The following is a 13,824-nucleotide window of genomic DNA, read 5'->3' as shown; positions in this document are numbered from 1 at the left end:
ATTGCCGCTTTCACGCCGGCCCGCGTGTGGAAAGGCACTCCCGGGTTGTCCACAACCCCGGTCCGACGAGCCGCCTCGAGCTGTGATCCTGCCTAACCTTCCACTCACATCCGTACCGAGCCTGAAGGAGGCGTCGTGGCCCTGCACGTCACGCTGGTTTCCGGCCCTGACGCACCCTCCGGCGTTGCCGCCATGCTCCCACGGGAGGTGGTGGTCGACCTGCGGGCGGCGGGTACGGGGACGGACCTCGCGGAGCACCTCCACTCAACCTTCGGCGGTGCGTTCTTCACGGTGTCGGGGATTCCTCTCGAACACCTCAGCCCGGGCATTCCCCCGCTGGGCAACGGCGCCGTGCTCGTGGCCGGCGGTGCACTGCACCGCGGCCCGGGAAGGTGGTCGCGTACCCTCCGTGGCGGGCCCGGCCTCGTCTTCGTCGTCGGCACCGGCCCGGACGCGGGGCAGCTCACCGCGCTGCGCCGCGGGCGCTACTCGATCGGCCGGGACGGGTGCGACATCGTCATCCGCGACCCGGAGCTTTCGCGTTGGCACGCCACGCTGCACCTTGGAGGGAATGCCGTCCGTCTCCGGGATGCCGGATCGGCGAACGGTACCTGGGTCGACGGGCGCAGGATCACCGAAGCGGTGATCACCACAGCATCGTCGCTGCGGATCGGCGGCTCGACCTGTTCGATTGCCGTGTTCCGGAAGCCGTCGACGCCGCCGGGCCCGCCGGAGCCGATAGACCTTCCGTTGGAGGTGACCGCTCCCCCCGATCCGGACCGCGGACGCCAGGTGCTCGCCGCGGCACTGTTGTCACTGCTGCTTGGGGCAGGCATCGCGGCGGTTACCCAAATGGGCCTCTTTCTCGCCTTCAGTGCGTTGTCGACGCTCACGGCCGTGGTGTCACTGCTTGTGGGACGACGGCGAGCGCGGCGCTTCGCGGCCGATGTAAAGGATGCCGCCCGCCGGGACGAGGAGCGGCGGCATGCGACGCCGGATGTGGGAGGTGTCGCCCTTGCTGCGGCAGCGGCGTCCTTCATCCAGCCGGCCACTGCCGGTTCAGGGGTGGCTCGTTCAAGGGTGGCGGGTCAAGGGTTAGCAGCTTCGGGGGTGCGGGCCGAGCACGTGCGGCTGCGGGCGGGCACCGCCGACCAACCGGCGCGGATCCAGGTCAGCCCGCCGATCCTGGGCTGGAAACCTTCTGTGCTCAGGTCGGTTCCGGTGCTCGTCGACCTTCCCCTGCGCCCGGCCCATCCCGCGGTTCCGGCCGAGGTGGTTTTCCGGGGATCCCACAGCGACCTCCTCGGCCTCGCGCGGTGCATCCTGCTCCAGTGGGCCGCTGCACAGGGGCGTTTGCCGGGGGTTGTGTGTTGGGGCGAGCCTTGGCAGCTGCCCCTCAGCGCACAGTTCCTCCCCGGGGTGCACCTTGCCTCAACTCCGGAAAGCCTCGAGGACCTCATGACGCATGGTGGCTGTACCGGCGTCCTGCAGTTCGGCCCGCTGCCTGCACTTCCGGAGGAGGCAGCCGCGGTCGTCCGCTTCATCAGCGCCGCGCCGAGGGAGGATCCGGGCAAGCGGGCGGGACCGGCGGTCATGGAGATGGAGACGGAGGGGCGGGTACTGCCGTTCGCGCCGGATCTTGTCGGCGCCCTTACGTTCGAGCGGACCGCCCGCGCACTGGGCTCGGGCACTCTGCCGGCGACAGGGGGAACTAGAGCTTCCCTGCCGCGCAGCTGCTCCTTTTGGGACTGCATCGGCTCATCGAGCAGCCCGGCAGCGGGCGCGGTGACCAGCCGCTGGGATTCCACAAGGAGCGTCACTGGGGTGCACGTCCCGATCGGCTGCACCGAGCGCGGCTTCCTGGTCCTTGACCTCGTTGCGCAGGGCCCGCACCTGCTCGTTACCGGAAGCACCGGGTCGGGGAAATCCGAGTTCCTCAAGGTCCTCGTGCTGGCCACCGCGGCCGCCTATCCTCCCGAAGCCGTCAACTTCCTCCTGATCGACTTCAAGGGCGGTTCGGGCCTTGGGGCGCTCGCGGACCTCCCCCACTGTGTCGGGCTGCTCACCGACCTGACCCTCGAGTCGACGGCTCGGGCGCTGACTTCCCTGATTGCCGAGCTGCGCCGGAGGGAACAGCTCTTCGCCGAATGGGGAGCACCGGACCTTGAGCAGTACCCTCGGACAGCATCGGCGCCGCCGGTCGCCCGCCTCGTGGTGGTGATCGATGAGTTCCGCATGCTCACCGACGCCGTGCCGGGAGCGGCCGCCGACCTCATGAAGCTCGCCTCCCTGGGCCGTTCGCTCGGAATCCACCTGGTGATGGCAACCCAGCGCCCCCAGGGCGCAGTCGGCGCCGATATCCGCGCCAACGTCACGACGACGATCGCGTTCCGCATGCAGGCGGCACAGGACTCCCGGGATGTCCTCGGGTCGGACGAGGCATCGGTGATCCCGGTGGGCTGCCCCGGGCGGGCGTTGCTCAAAGTTGGACCGGCCGCCGCGGTGGGATTCCAGTCGGCGGACATCGCGCGCCCGCGGTCGCTGCGTGATCCTGTTGCCGACCTCGCTGAGTACCTCCGCCCGCGTGCCGGCTCCGCAGTCCCCCGCCCACACGCAGAGGAGGATCGGGCGGCCGGACTCCGCTGCCTCGTTGCGGCGCTGGCCGGAGCGTGGCGCGAGTCCGGTGCAGCGCCGCTGCGGCGGCCGGTCCTCCCCCAGCTCCCACCTGTCCTGCCGCCCACGCGGGTGCCGCAGGGCGGCGGCGGGAGGGCGGTTCTGGGCGTCATCGACCGACCCGACCGCCAGGAACAGCAGTGCCTCGGGTGGGCGCCGCGGGAACATTCGCACGTGGCCTTCATCGGACCTGCGGGGTCCGGGTCCGTCCAGGCTCTCCAGGTCCTGGCCCGCGAAACTCTGTCGGCGGATCCCGACATCCATGCGTATGTCCTCGACGGCGACGGATCTCTCCGCTTCGCGGCTGGCGCGGCCCAGACCGGTGCGTATGTCGCCGGGCATGAGGTCAAACGGGCAGCCCGGGTCGTTCACCGGTTGGCTCACCTTGTCGGCGGCCGGCTCGCAGGTACCGAGAGCCCTCCTGAACAGCTGGTCTGCGCATTCATTTCGGGGTGGGGCAGGTGGAGTGGCCTCTTCCGGGATGGCAGGTATGCGGCCGCCGAGGAAGCACTGCTCGCCGTGATGAGGGACGGAGGCGACGTTGGGGTCGTCGTCGCGACGACGGGCATGCGAGAACTGATCACGGGACGCCCCTTCGCCGCCATTCCCAACAGGGCATATTTTCCCACCGGGGCACACGAGGACACCCTCATGACCTGGCCGCCGCTGCCCGCAATGGACAGGGTTCCAGGGCGGGGCTTCGTTCTCGGAAGGATGGCGGGGCCAGCTCCGGGCGTAGCGCAGTTCATTGATGCCGGCGGTACCCCCGCGCTGCCTGCGTTCCTGCCGCCGCCCCGGCGCCGGCCGTTCAGGGTGGAGCCGCTGCCTGCCGTCGTGGCGGCCTCGGCGCTCGCGGCGGCACCGGCTCCTCCCGTTGCTGCCGCGGCTGGATTTGGGTGTGCCGTTCCCATCGGGGTGGCGGGGGACGAGCTTGAGACGGTCCACCTCAGTCTGCCCGTGGGTTTGCCCGTCCTGGCGCTCGGAGTCCCGGGCTCCGGGCGCAGCAACCTGCTCGACCATATTGCGCTGTGTCTCCCGCCAGGGATGCTATGCCTCCGGCCGGCTCGCGGCAGCGGCAAAGCCGAGTACTGGGGGCTGTCCGCTGAGAGTGCCTCGGCAATTCCGCCCGAGGAGTGCGTCCTACTGCTTGACGACGCCGACCGGCTGGCCCCGGAAGTCCATCACGCCGCGTCCTCACTTCTTGCCCGGGGTGCGCGGGCGGTGCTGGCTGCGGCGCCGGGCCCCCTCCTGGCGACGCGCGTTCCGTTGGCGTTGCAGGCGCGGGCGTCCGGGTCCGGGCTGGTCCTCGCGCCCCGCGCGGCAGCCGATGGAGATTTCTTCGGAGTGCGGCTTGATGTGTACGGGCCTTTACTGCCCGGCCGGGGCTTCCTCATAGACGGCGGGACCGCGACCGAGCTGCAGATGGCGCGGTGCAGCGGTGTTCGTTCCTGAGGCCGCTTCTCCCGGTGGGCTGTAACGACTTGGAGGGGTGCTTCACTCCCTATCCGCAGGTGGCCGCACTGCGCTGGAGAGTGCGGGGAGTGCGCGGTTGAAGTGCATCCTTACAGGGCCCTGCCGGAATCCACCGTCCGCACCGTGTAGGCGAGCACCCGGGGCGTGAAGAGCAGCAGCAGCACAATGGCGCCGGGGATCACCATCACCAGGCCGCCGAGGACGGCGCCCGTGGAGAACAGCGACATCGAAAGAATCACGAGGAACAACTGGAACACCAAGGCTGCAGTGCGCGGCCAACGGAATCCGCGCAGCAGCGCCCTGGCCACTGCCGCCAGCCAGCCCGCGAGAAGCAGCAGGAACACCACGATAAAGACCGCGCCGCCCACCGAGAGGGGGGTCGAAGTCAAAAGCCCGTTGATATACCACACGGCGATTGCCAGCAGCCCGAGGGATTCAAAAGCGAGCAGCCCCGCGATGATGACGACACCGGGCGGGCGCACAGCCGACGGTGTTTTCGCCTCCACCGGCTCGGCCGCTTGCGGTGCATTGCGTGCCGGTTGGGTTTCCGAGCCCTTCGGACCGGATTTCGCTCGGGATTTGCGACCGGGTTGGGGACTCGGTGGTTCCGATCGGGGGGATTTCGTCACACCGGAACCCTATCGGATGGACGGCACCGCCGCGAAGGGACGGGGCGGTTGAGGCGGCTGATTGCATATCCCACGGCCTGCCCAGCGTTCCCGACTGCGTAGGCCGCACCAAGGGACAAAACGCAAATATGCCGGTTCTGTGATGTAACGCTCACTCCTACCAGGCAACTCACGGCCCCGTACCCCTTGTTTACCAGTCGGTAACGTGACAGCCTTGATAAAGGAAAACGCGGGGGCCGGATAGGGCCCCTTTACTATGAGGCCCTTCGTGAATCTTTTCACAAGGAGCTAAAGGAGAATGTGATCAACATGGATTGGCGTAGCCGCGCTGCGTGTCTGGATAAAGACCCGGAGTTGTTCTTCCCGGTCGGAAACACCGGACCGGCGCTTCTTCAGATCGAAGAGGCTAAAAGCGTCTGCCGCCGCTGCCCGGTGATCGACACCTGCCTTCAGTGGGCCATAGAATCCGGCCAGGACGCCGGCGTTTGGGGTGGCCTCAGCGAAGATGAACGGCGGGCACTCAAGCGCCGTGCAGCCCGCGCCCGCCGGGCCTCCTAACCGGGTGGAGCAGCAGATCTGAGACTTTCTCAGCCATACTAAAAGGAAGGGCCGCCCCAAGGGGCGGCCCTTCCTTTTTCTGCCTGCGTTCCTGCGAGCGCTTTCCTGCGTGGGCATTTCTGCGGGTGGCCGCACCGCAGCGGGGAACGTTAGGCGCTTTCCCCGCTCAGGCCGACCTCGATCGTCACCGAGGTTCCCCCGCCTTCGCGGGCGCTCCACTCGATGGTCCCGCCGAGTTCGCTTGTCACAAGGGTGCGGACGATCTGGAGGCCGAGCCCCTCGGCGTGGCCGCCGGGCGGCAGTCCTATGCCGTCGTCGGCGATCGTCACGTCGAGGACTTCCTCTCCACTGCGGTCCGTGCGCCGGTTCGCCAGCAGCCATACGGTGCCTCCGCGCTCGGCGAGGCCGTGCTCGACGGCGTTGGTGACGAGTTCGTTGATCACGAGGGCAAGCGGGGTGGCGAAGTCGCTGGGCAGTTCCCCGAAATCTCCGCTGCGTTCCGTGCGTACGGTCTGCGCCGGTGATGCGACTTCGGCGGAGAGCCTGAACTGCCGCGCAATCAACTCGTCGAAGTCGACGCTCTGCGACAGGCCCTGGGAGAGCGTCTCATGGACGAGGGCGATCGTGCCGACCCTGCGCATCGCCTGCTCCAGGCCCTGTCTTCCCTCCTCGCTGACCATGCGGCGCGACTGCATGCGAAGCAACGCTGCGACGGTCTGCAGGTTGTTCTTCACGCGGTGGTGGATTTCCCGGATTGTCGCGTCCTTTGAGACAAGCTCCATTTCGCGCCGCCGCAGTTCGGAGACGTCGCGCACGAGCACGAGGGCACCGAAGCGTTCCTTCTCGTCCCGGAGCGGAATGGCCCGAAGGGAAAGACTGACTCCCCGCGAGGCTATTTCCGTTCGCCACGGCATGCGGCCGGTGACAACGAGCGGAAGGGTCTCGTCAACCATCCGCCGGTCCTTCAGCAGCGGCGTTGTGATTTCGGCCAGCGGCCTTCCCTCGAGGGTCTCGACGTCGCCGAGCCGCCGGAAGGCGGAGACGCCGTTGGGGCTCGCATACTGCACGACCCCTTCAACGTCGAGGCGGATCAGTCCGTCGCCCACGCGGGGGGCGCCGCGGCGGGAACCGGTGGGCGTCGCGAAGTCCGGCCAGAGCCCAAGCGTGCCCATCCGCAGCAGGTCGTGGGCACACTGGCGGTAGGTCAGCTCCAGCCGGGAGGGCATGCGCGAACTCGAGAGGTCCATGTGCGTGGTCACGACCGCAAGGGTCCGCCCGTTGCGCACCATGGGGACCGCCTCGACGCGCATGGCCATATCGGTGGTCCAGCTCGTCTCGGGCGTGCGCTCGATCCGCTGGCTTTCCCAGGCGCGGTCCACCAGCGGGAGCAGATCCGCCCGGATCCGCTCCCCCACGAAGTCGCTGTGGAAGACGGTCTGCGAGGTCGATGGGCGCGCGTGGGCGAGCGCCACGTAGCCGCCCTCCTCGAGCGGGAACCACAGTGCGAGGTCAGCAAAGGCAAGGTCGGCGACCATCTGCCAGTCGCCCACGAGCAGGTGAAGCCATTCGGCGTCGCCCGGGGCAAACCCCTTGTAGTCCCGGATCGGGTCGGTGAAGATCGCCATTGGCCCGGATCAGCGGACGATGGAACGCAGGAGGCGGAGCGCCACCGAGAGCGATGAGATGTCGTCCCGCTCCAGCCTGTTGACCTCGGCGAACATGCTGCGGGCCCGTTCCAGCTGGTCGGCGTTCGAAGCCTCCCATTGACCGAGCCGTTCCAACGCGTCGGCGCCCCGCTGCGACGATTTCAGCACCGCTACGGTGATGTCGGCAACCGTTGAGTAGAGATCGTCGCGCAGTGCCGCGCGGGCGAGCGCCTGCCACCGGTCGGTCCGCGGGAGCAGCGTGATGCGCTCAAGCAGGTTGTCGACCTGGAACCGGTCATAGACCGCGTAGTAGACCCGGGCGATGTCCTCAACGGGTTCGTCGACCCGGCGGGTGCTGTACGCGATGTCGAGCAGTGCGAAGGATTCGAACTGCTCGGCCCACGTGGAGCGGATGGACTCGGGGAGGCCCCGCTCCTCTGCGGCTGCCCGCCACTTCTCGACGCGCTCAAGGTCGCATCCGCGGACAAAGGAGGCGAGCCGGGACCGCAGCGGATCGATGAGCGGCTTGAACGCCGCAATGTCCTCTTCGACTGTGGTTCCGGCTTCGACGTGGTTCACGAACCAGCGGACGGCACGGTCGAGCAGACGGCGCAGGTCGAGGTGGACCTCGCACCAGTGCTCGGTAGAGAAGTCGGCGGGCAGGTCCTCAAGCGCGCTGACGATCGAGTCAAGCTCGTAGATCTCGCGCAGCGCGACGAAGGCCCGGGCTACGACGGCTTCGGGAACGGAGGTCTCCTCCATCACCCTGAAGGCGAAGGTGATGCCGCCCATGTTCACCATGTCGTTAGCGATCGTGGTCGCGATGATTTCCCGGCGGAGCGGGTGCGTATCGAGCATGTCCCCAAAGCGCTCAACGAGCTGGTACGGGAAGTACTGGCGCAGGGTTCCCGAGAACCACGGGTCGTCGGGCAGGTTGCTCGCGGTGAGTGCCTTGGCCAGTTCGATCTTCGCGTAGGCGGCGAGGACCGACAGTTCGGGCGAGGTGAGGCCCTTGCCTGTCTCGAGCCGCGCGCGGAGCTCCTTGGTCGTCGGCAGGGATTCGAGGCCGCGGTCGAGGTCCGCCTTCACCTCGAGCCAGTCCATCAGCCGCTCAAAGCTGGGGCTCCACTCGATGATGCGCTGGCGGTCGTTCAGCAGCAGCACGTTCTGGTCGATGTTGTCGCGCAGGACGAGCTCGCTGACCTGATCCGTCATTGAGTGAAGGAACGCCGGACGTTCCTCCTCCGTCATCCGGCCGAGCCTCACCATGCGGTCGACGAAGATCTTGATGTTGACCTCGTGATCGGAGCAGTCGACCCCGGCCGAGTTGTCGATCGCGTCGGTGTTGAGGACCACCCCGTTGAGCGCGGCCTCGATCCGGCCCCGCTGGGTCATGCCCAGGTTGCCGCCCTCTCCGACGACCTTGACCCGCAGGTCACTCCCGTTGATCCGGATTGCGTCATTGGCGCGGTCGCCGACTTCTGCGTTGGTCTCCGCGGAGGACTTCACGTAAGTGCCGATGCCGCCGTTGTAGAGCAGGTCGGCCGGCGCGCTGAGGATGGCCCGCAGCAGCTCCGGCGGGCTGAGGGTGCTGACCGAGTCGTCAAGGCCCAGCACCTCCCGGACCTGCTGCGACACGGGAATGGTCTTCGCCTGGCGGGGGTAGATGCCGCCGCCCTCGCTGAGCAGTGAGGCGTCGTAGTCCTCCCAGCTTGAGCGCGGCAGCTCGAACAGCCGCCGCCGTTCGGCGTAGGAGGCCGCGGTGTCGGGATTCGGGTCGAGGAAGATGTGCCGGTGATCGAAGGCCGCAACGAGCTTGATGTGCTCCGACAGGAGCATTCCGTTGCCGAACACGTCGCCGCTCATGTCGCCGACGCCAACGACGGTGAAGTCCTGAGTCTGGGTATCGATGTCGAACTCGCTGAAGTGGCGCTTGACCGATTCCCAGGCGCCGCGGGCCGTGATGCCCATCGCCTTGTGGTCGTAGCCCACCGAGCCGCCCGAGGCGAATGCGTCGCCAAGCCAGAAGCCGTACTCCTCCGACAGGCTGTTGGCGATGTCGGAGAAGGACGCAGTGCCCTTGTCAGCAGCAACGACGAGGTAGGAGTCGTCGCCGTCATGGCGGACCACGCGGTCGGGAACGACGACGGACTCCTTTCCGTCAGTCGTCACGAGGTTGTCGGTGATGTCGAGCAGGCCCCGGATGAAGGTGCGGTAGCTGGCCTGTCCTTCAGCCATCCAGGCGGCGCGGTCGGCGCTCGGATCGGGCAGCTGCTTCGGGAAGAACCCGCCCTTGGCGCCGGTGGGAACGATGACGGCGTTCTTGACGGTCTGCGCCTTGACCAGGCCGAGGACCTCGGTGCGGAAATCCTCGCGGCGGTCGGACCACCGCAGGCCTCCCCGGGCGATTTCGCCGAAGCGGAGGTGCACTCCTTCGACCTGCGGCGAGTAGACCCAGATTTCGTACTTGGGACGTGGGAACGGCGCGCCGTCGATGATCGGGGTGTTCAGTTTGAAGCTGACATGGCGCTTGTCCTGGAAGAAGTTCGTGCGCAGAGTCGCTTCGATCAGGTTGACGAAGGTGCGCAGGACCCGGTCGGCGTCGAGAGTGAGGACCTGCTCGAGCCCTTCGGTAAGCTCCCGCCGCACCGCATCGGCGGCCTGCGTGCGGTCGCCCGCCAGCTCGGGATCGAACCGCGCCTCGAAGAGCGCCACGAGCGCCCGTCCAACCACGGGGTTGCGCAGCAGGGTGTCGGCGACGAACCCGTAGGAGTTGGTGTTGCCGATCTGGCGCATGTACTTGGCGTAGCCGCGCAGGATCAGCACCTGGCGCCACTTGAGGTTCTCGCGCAGGACGAGGCGGTCGAAGGTATCGGATTCGCTGTCGCCCACAACGGCCGCCGCGAAGGCCTCCTTGAACAGGTCGGCGGTGGTGAGGGGATCGATTCCGGCAGGGTACTTCAGGCCGAGGTCGTAGAGGAAGAACTGCTCGCCGTCGGCCCGGGAAATCTCGAACGGACGCTCGTCGAGGACTTCGAGCCCCAGGTTGTGCAGGAAAGGGAGGATCTGCGTGAGGCTGCGCGGTTCCCGGAGGTACAGCTTGAGCCGGGCGTCTTCCTCGACGGTGTCTCCGGCGCCCTCCGGCACGTAGACGTGCATGCCGGGCGCGCCTGTCCGCGAGGCGCCGAGCGACTCGAAGCGGACGACGTCCTCGAGTGCTTCCTCCACCTCGTAGTCAACGCGGTATCCGGCCGGGAATGCCTCATCCCAGAGGGAGGCGAGGTGTTTGGCGGTCTCGGCGTCGAAGCGCGTCTTGGCCACCTCGTCGATGCCTTCGGACCAGGACCGGGCCGCCCGGACCAGGCGCCCCTCCAGCTCTGCCGTGTCGACCGCCGGCACCTCCTCGCCCCGGGGCAGCCGGATGCGGAAGAACAGCCGGGCGAGCGCCGACTCGCTGACGCGTGCCTCGAAGTCGATTGAGTCGGCGTCGAAGGTGCGCTTGAGCTCATCTTCGATGCGCAGCCGCACGCTCGTCGTGTAGCGGTCGCGGGGAAGGAAAACGAGGGCGGACATGAAGCGTCCGTACACGTCGGGGCGCAGGAACAGCCTGGTGCGGCGCCGTTCCTGGAGGCGCAGGATGCCCATGGCGGTGTTGATGAGGTCCTGGACCTCGATCTGGAAAAGCTCGTCGCGCGGATAGGTTTCCGCGATCGACAGGAGGTCCTTGCCGGAATGGGAGTTCGAGGGGAACCCGCAGCGGCTGAGCATTTCGGCGACCTTGTCGCGGACGATCGGCACGTTGCGCACGGAGCCGGTGTAGGCGCTGGTTGCGAAGAGGCCGATGAACCGCCGCTCCCCGTTGACGTTGCCCTGGGCGTCGAAGCTCTTGATGCCGATGTAATCGAGGTAGGCCGCACGGTGGACCGTGGAACGTGAGTTGGCCTTGGTGATGAGCAGGGCCCGCTTCTCGCGCGCCTTCGCCCTGCCGGCCGTCGTCAGGTGCTGGATGCGCCGGGTGTCCCCGCCGTGGCGCAGCAGGCCAAGCCCGCTGCCCGGCCTCACCCGAAGCGCGTCGATACCGGAATCTTCGACCAGGTCGTATTCCTTGTAGCCGAGGAAGGTGAAGTTGCCGTCGTCGAGCCAACGAAGCAGCTCATGTGCCTGCCGCAGGTCCGGGATGTCTCCGGCGCCTTCGACCGACCCCAGGGAATCGGCGATGCTCTGCGCCTTGCTGCGCATTTCCTGCCAATCCTCGACGGCGAGTCGGACATCGCCAAGGACTTTCCGGAGCCCGTCGATGATTGCCTGACGGCCGGCTTCGTCCCGCACCCGGTTGATCTCGATGGAGATCCAGGACTCGATCGAGGTGATGCGCTCGTCGTGGGGGTCGGAGATGCGGGGAAGGGCGGCGGTGTCGCCGCTTGAGGCTCCTGCCGTTGAGGGAACCCGCCGGAGGTTGGTCAGGGAGGAGGAGCTTCGGTCGCGCTCCACCATGAACGTCGGGTGGATCACGAGGCGGATTGCCGCGTTCTGGCGCACGAGCTCGGCGGTGACCGAGTCGACGAGGAACGGCATGTCGTCGGTCGCTATCATCACGACACTTGAGTCGCCGACATCGATGACGTCGACGACGGGCTGTCCTACCGGACGGGACGCTGCGAGCGTCCTGTGTGCGAGGGCCCGGCTGCGGAGCCCTTCACCGCTGATGGTCTCTGCGTCCTCCCCGGCGAGGTGTTCATAGTAGTGCTCAATGAAATCCTCAAGCGAAGTGTCTGAACTGAACTGATCCGTGACGCTGGATCCAGACGACATGAAAAACGCCTCCATAACGAGATTAAAGGCCGCCCCGTTGCAGCCCCTTACCTTGGAAGCCTAACGGGCATCCTCGAAAACTTCACTTCGTTGGAGCCCCATCCAAACCGGCGGCGCTGCCGTTGTTCAACCGTCACATCGGCAAGGGCAGCGATGGCCGTCCGGAGGGCCGAAGCGGGCGAGGTTTCAAGGAGAACCGAGCCGGTCAGGAGCGCCGCATCGGCGGCCTCGGAGTCGTCCGGAAGGAACGCCGCTATCCCGGCGGGCGGCCCAAACCTCTCCCACGCCTCGCGCAGCTGCAGTTCGGGGGCACGGCCCGCCGCAGCCGACCTGACCCGGTTGAGGACAACCCGCGGGACCGCCGGGGGAACGGCCTCCTGCAACTGCGCCAGCGCGCGGACGAGCCGGGGCACCCCGACGGTGTCGGCTGCGCCAACGGCCACGACGGCGTCGGCGAGCTCCAGACAGCGCAGCGTGGCGCCGTTGCGCCGCGGTGCGACAGTGTCGAAGCTCAGCTCCTCGTCCGTCTCGAGGCAGAAACCAACGTCGATGATTGTGACGGCGGCCGCGGCGCGTGCAACAGTGATGACCCGGGCCAGGGCGGCGGGCCGCAGCTCGGGCCACCGGTCGGGGCGGGTCAGCCCCGTGAGCACCTGCATCCTCCCGCCGCGCACAGCAACGGTTGCCGAAACCCGGTCCAGGGCGGCGGCGTCGAAAACCCCCTGGTCCGCCAGCCGGCACGCCTTGGCCAGTCCCGCCGATTCATCGAGCAGGCCCAGGAACGCACCGACGCTCGCGCCGTAGGTGTCGGCGTCGATCAGCAGCACCGGTGATCCGGAGGCAGCGAGTTCGGCTGCCATGTTCACCGCCACAGTGGTCCGGCCCGGGGCTCCGGTGGGTCCCCAGACCGCGGTGACCTTCCCCTTCCCCTCCTCGCCGTCGTTGCGGTTTCCGCCCTCGATGGGCCGCAGGGCGGCAGCGGGGTCGGCGTAGGCGGTGCCCGGGTGGCCCGCCGGACCGGAGGGTTCAAGGGTTGCCACCGCGGAGGAGACCAGATCGGCGAGCGCTTCGGCCGCTATTGATGTCGGCGCTGAGGCGACGCCCAGCGCCTGCGTCTGCGCAGCGGACGCGGCGCTGTCGGTGAGCGCCACGACCGCTACCCCGACGGTGCGCAGGCGCTCGAGCAGTGACGCTGTCAGCTCCCCCGCATCGGGCGAGACGATGGCGGCGCGGGCGAGGCCCGTCTGACCCGCGGCGAGCATTTCGGTGAAGTCGGCGCACCGGCGCACGACGGTCACCGGTCCCCGCAGTTTCTCAAGGCCCGTCACCTGCTCGCCTGCCGCCCTTCCGACGGTGACGACCGGAATGCTCACGGCCCGCCGCCGGGATTGAGGACGACCGCTATTCTCGCTTCGTTCGACAGGGCGTTGAGCAGGGCGGGCATCGTGGCGTCTTCGACAAGCACGTGCACCAGGGTTGCCGGGTTTGCGCCGAGGGCCGATTCGTTGACAGTCAGCTCCGCGATTTCTGCCGCCTCAAGCAGCAGCTGCGGCTCCTTGTACCTTCCGCTCTGCCCCTCCAGCGGGAGCGCGACCCATACGTCCACACGCGCTCCGGCCACCGTGCCGGTGGGCAGTGGATCGGAGACGGTCAGGCCGACCGGCTTGCGGTCGAGTTCATCGGGGGTGCCCACCGCTTCCGCGGGCACCAGTTCCCCCGCCCGCACCAGCCGGGTGGCAACCGCGCCCTCGGGCACGCCCACCGCCGCGGGGAGGTAGGCGTTCTCAAGGCTGCCCAGGCGCACAGCCACGGTCGAGAAGTCATCCGGCCCGAGCGGCGCCCCCACCGGGATCTCCCCTTTTGCCGCGAGGACGTCGGTGGTCTTGTCGAGGCTCCCGACCAGGGCGACGACTCCGGCGGTGGAGGCGAGGACGAGGAGCAGGCCAATGAGCAGACGGGGGTCCCTCCACGACGGCTTCCGCAACCGTGGCGCCGGCACCGCGGTCGAGGTTCGGCTTTCGACGCTCATTCGA

Annotated in this window: 7 protein-coding genes; 2 read left to right on the top strand and 5 right to left on the bottom strand. The window is 68.0% G+C overall.

All coding sequences use genetic code 11. The annotated features are described in order from the left end of the window. Positions 1-135: 135 nt before the first annotated feature. Positions 136-4,125 carry a type VII secretion EssC family protein gene (locus tag AC4D14_RS00900; protein WP_490899689.1) on the top strand — a complete coding sequence of 1,330 codons (3,990 nt, stop codon included), beginning with the start codon at positions 136-138 and terminating at the stop codon, positions 4,123-4,125. Positions 4,126-4,235: 110 nt separating this feature from the next. Here AC4D14_RS00900 and AC4D14_RS00895 read toward each other — a convergent pair whose 3' ends face one another. Then, entirely contained in the window at positions 4,236-4,652 is a 417-nt protein-coding gene (locus tag AC4D14_RS00895; RefSeq protein WP_490899688.1) for a hypothetical protein, read from the bottom strand. A gap of 432 nt (positions 4,653-5,084) precedes the next feature. Here AC4D14_RS00895 and AC4D14_RS00890 point away from each other — a divergent pair, with 432 nt between their 5' ends. Next, positions 5,085-5,333: a WhiB family transcriptional regulator gene (locus AC4D14_RS00890; RefSeq protein ID WP_459281356.1), complete on the top strand. Its 249-nt coding sequence runs from the start codon at positions 5,085-5,087 to the stop codon at positions 5,331-5,333. A 149-nt stretch (positions 5,334-5,482) separates the two neighbouring features. Here AC4D14_RS00890 and AC4D14_RS00885 read toward each other — a convergent pair whose 3' ends face one another. Genes AC4D14_RS00885 through AC4D14_RS00870 form a run of 4 tightly spaced genes read right to left on the bottom strand, consistent with a single transcriptional unit; the run spans position 5,483 to position 13,820 of the window. Next, positions 5,483-6,958 (bottom strand): sensor histidine kinase, encoded by a 1,476-nt coding sequence (locus AC4D14_RS00885; protein ID WP_490899687.1) that lies wholly within the window; start codon positions 6,956-6,958, stop codon positions 5,483-5,485. Positions 6,959-6,967: 9 nt separating this feature from the next. Then, on the bottom strand, positions 6,968-11,791 hold the full coding sequence (locus AC4D14_RS00880; RefSeq protein ID WP_490899685.1) for an NAD-glutamate dehydrogenase: 4,824 nt from the start codon (positions 11,789-11,791) through the stop codon (positions 6,968-6,970). Positions 11,792-11,838: 47 nt separating this feature from the next. Further along, positions 11,839-13,164, bottom strand: coding sequence for a CpaE/TadZ family protein (locus AC4D14_RS00875; protein ID WP_490899684.1), 1,326 nt, complete (start codon positions 13,162-13,164; stop codon positions 11,839-11,841). After that, complete coding sequence (locus AC4D14_RS00870; RefSeq protein WP_490899683.1) at positions 13,161-13,820, bottom strand: hypothetical protein; 660 nt, start codon at positions 13,818-13,820, stop codon at positions 13,161-13,163. Before AC4D14_RS00870 ends, AC4D14_RS00875 begins: the two co-directional genes overlap by 4 nt. Positions 13,821-13,824 lie beyond the last annotated feature (4 nt).

The organism is Arthrobacter sp. TJ-254 (assembly GCF_058269175.1).
Note: the sequence above shows the minus strand (reverse complement) of the source record. Positions and strands in the feature narration are given on the sequence as shown.

Coding starts and splice junctions, on each gene's coding strand:
- AC4D14_RS00890 (WP_459281356.1), top strand. CDS start 5,085: ATGGATTGGCGTAGCCGCGCTGCGTGTCTGGATAAAGACCCGGAGTTG.
- AC4D14_RS00885 (WP_490899687.1), bottom strand. CDS start 6,958: ATGGCGATCTTCACCGACCCGATCCGGGACTACAAGGGGTTTGCCCCG.
- AC4D14_RS00870 (WP_490899683.1), bottom strand. CDS start 13,820: ATGAGCGTCGAAAGCCGAACCTCGACCGCGGTGCCGGCGCCACGGTTG.
- AC4D14_RS00880 (WP_490899685.1), bottom strand. CDS start 11,791: ATGTCGTCTGGATCCAGCGTCACGGATCAGTTCAGTTCAGACACTTCG.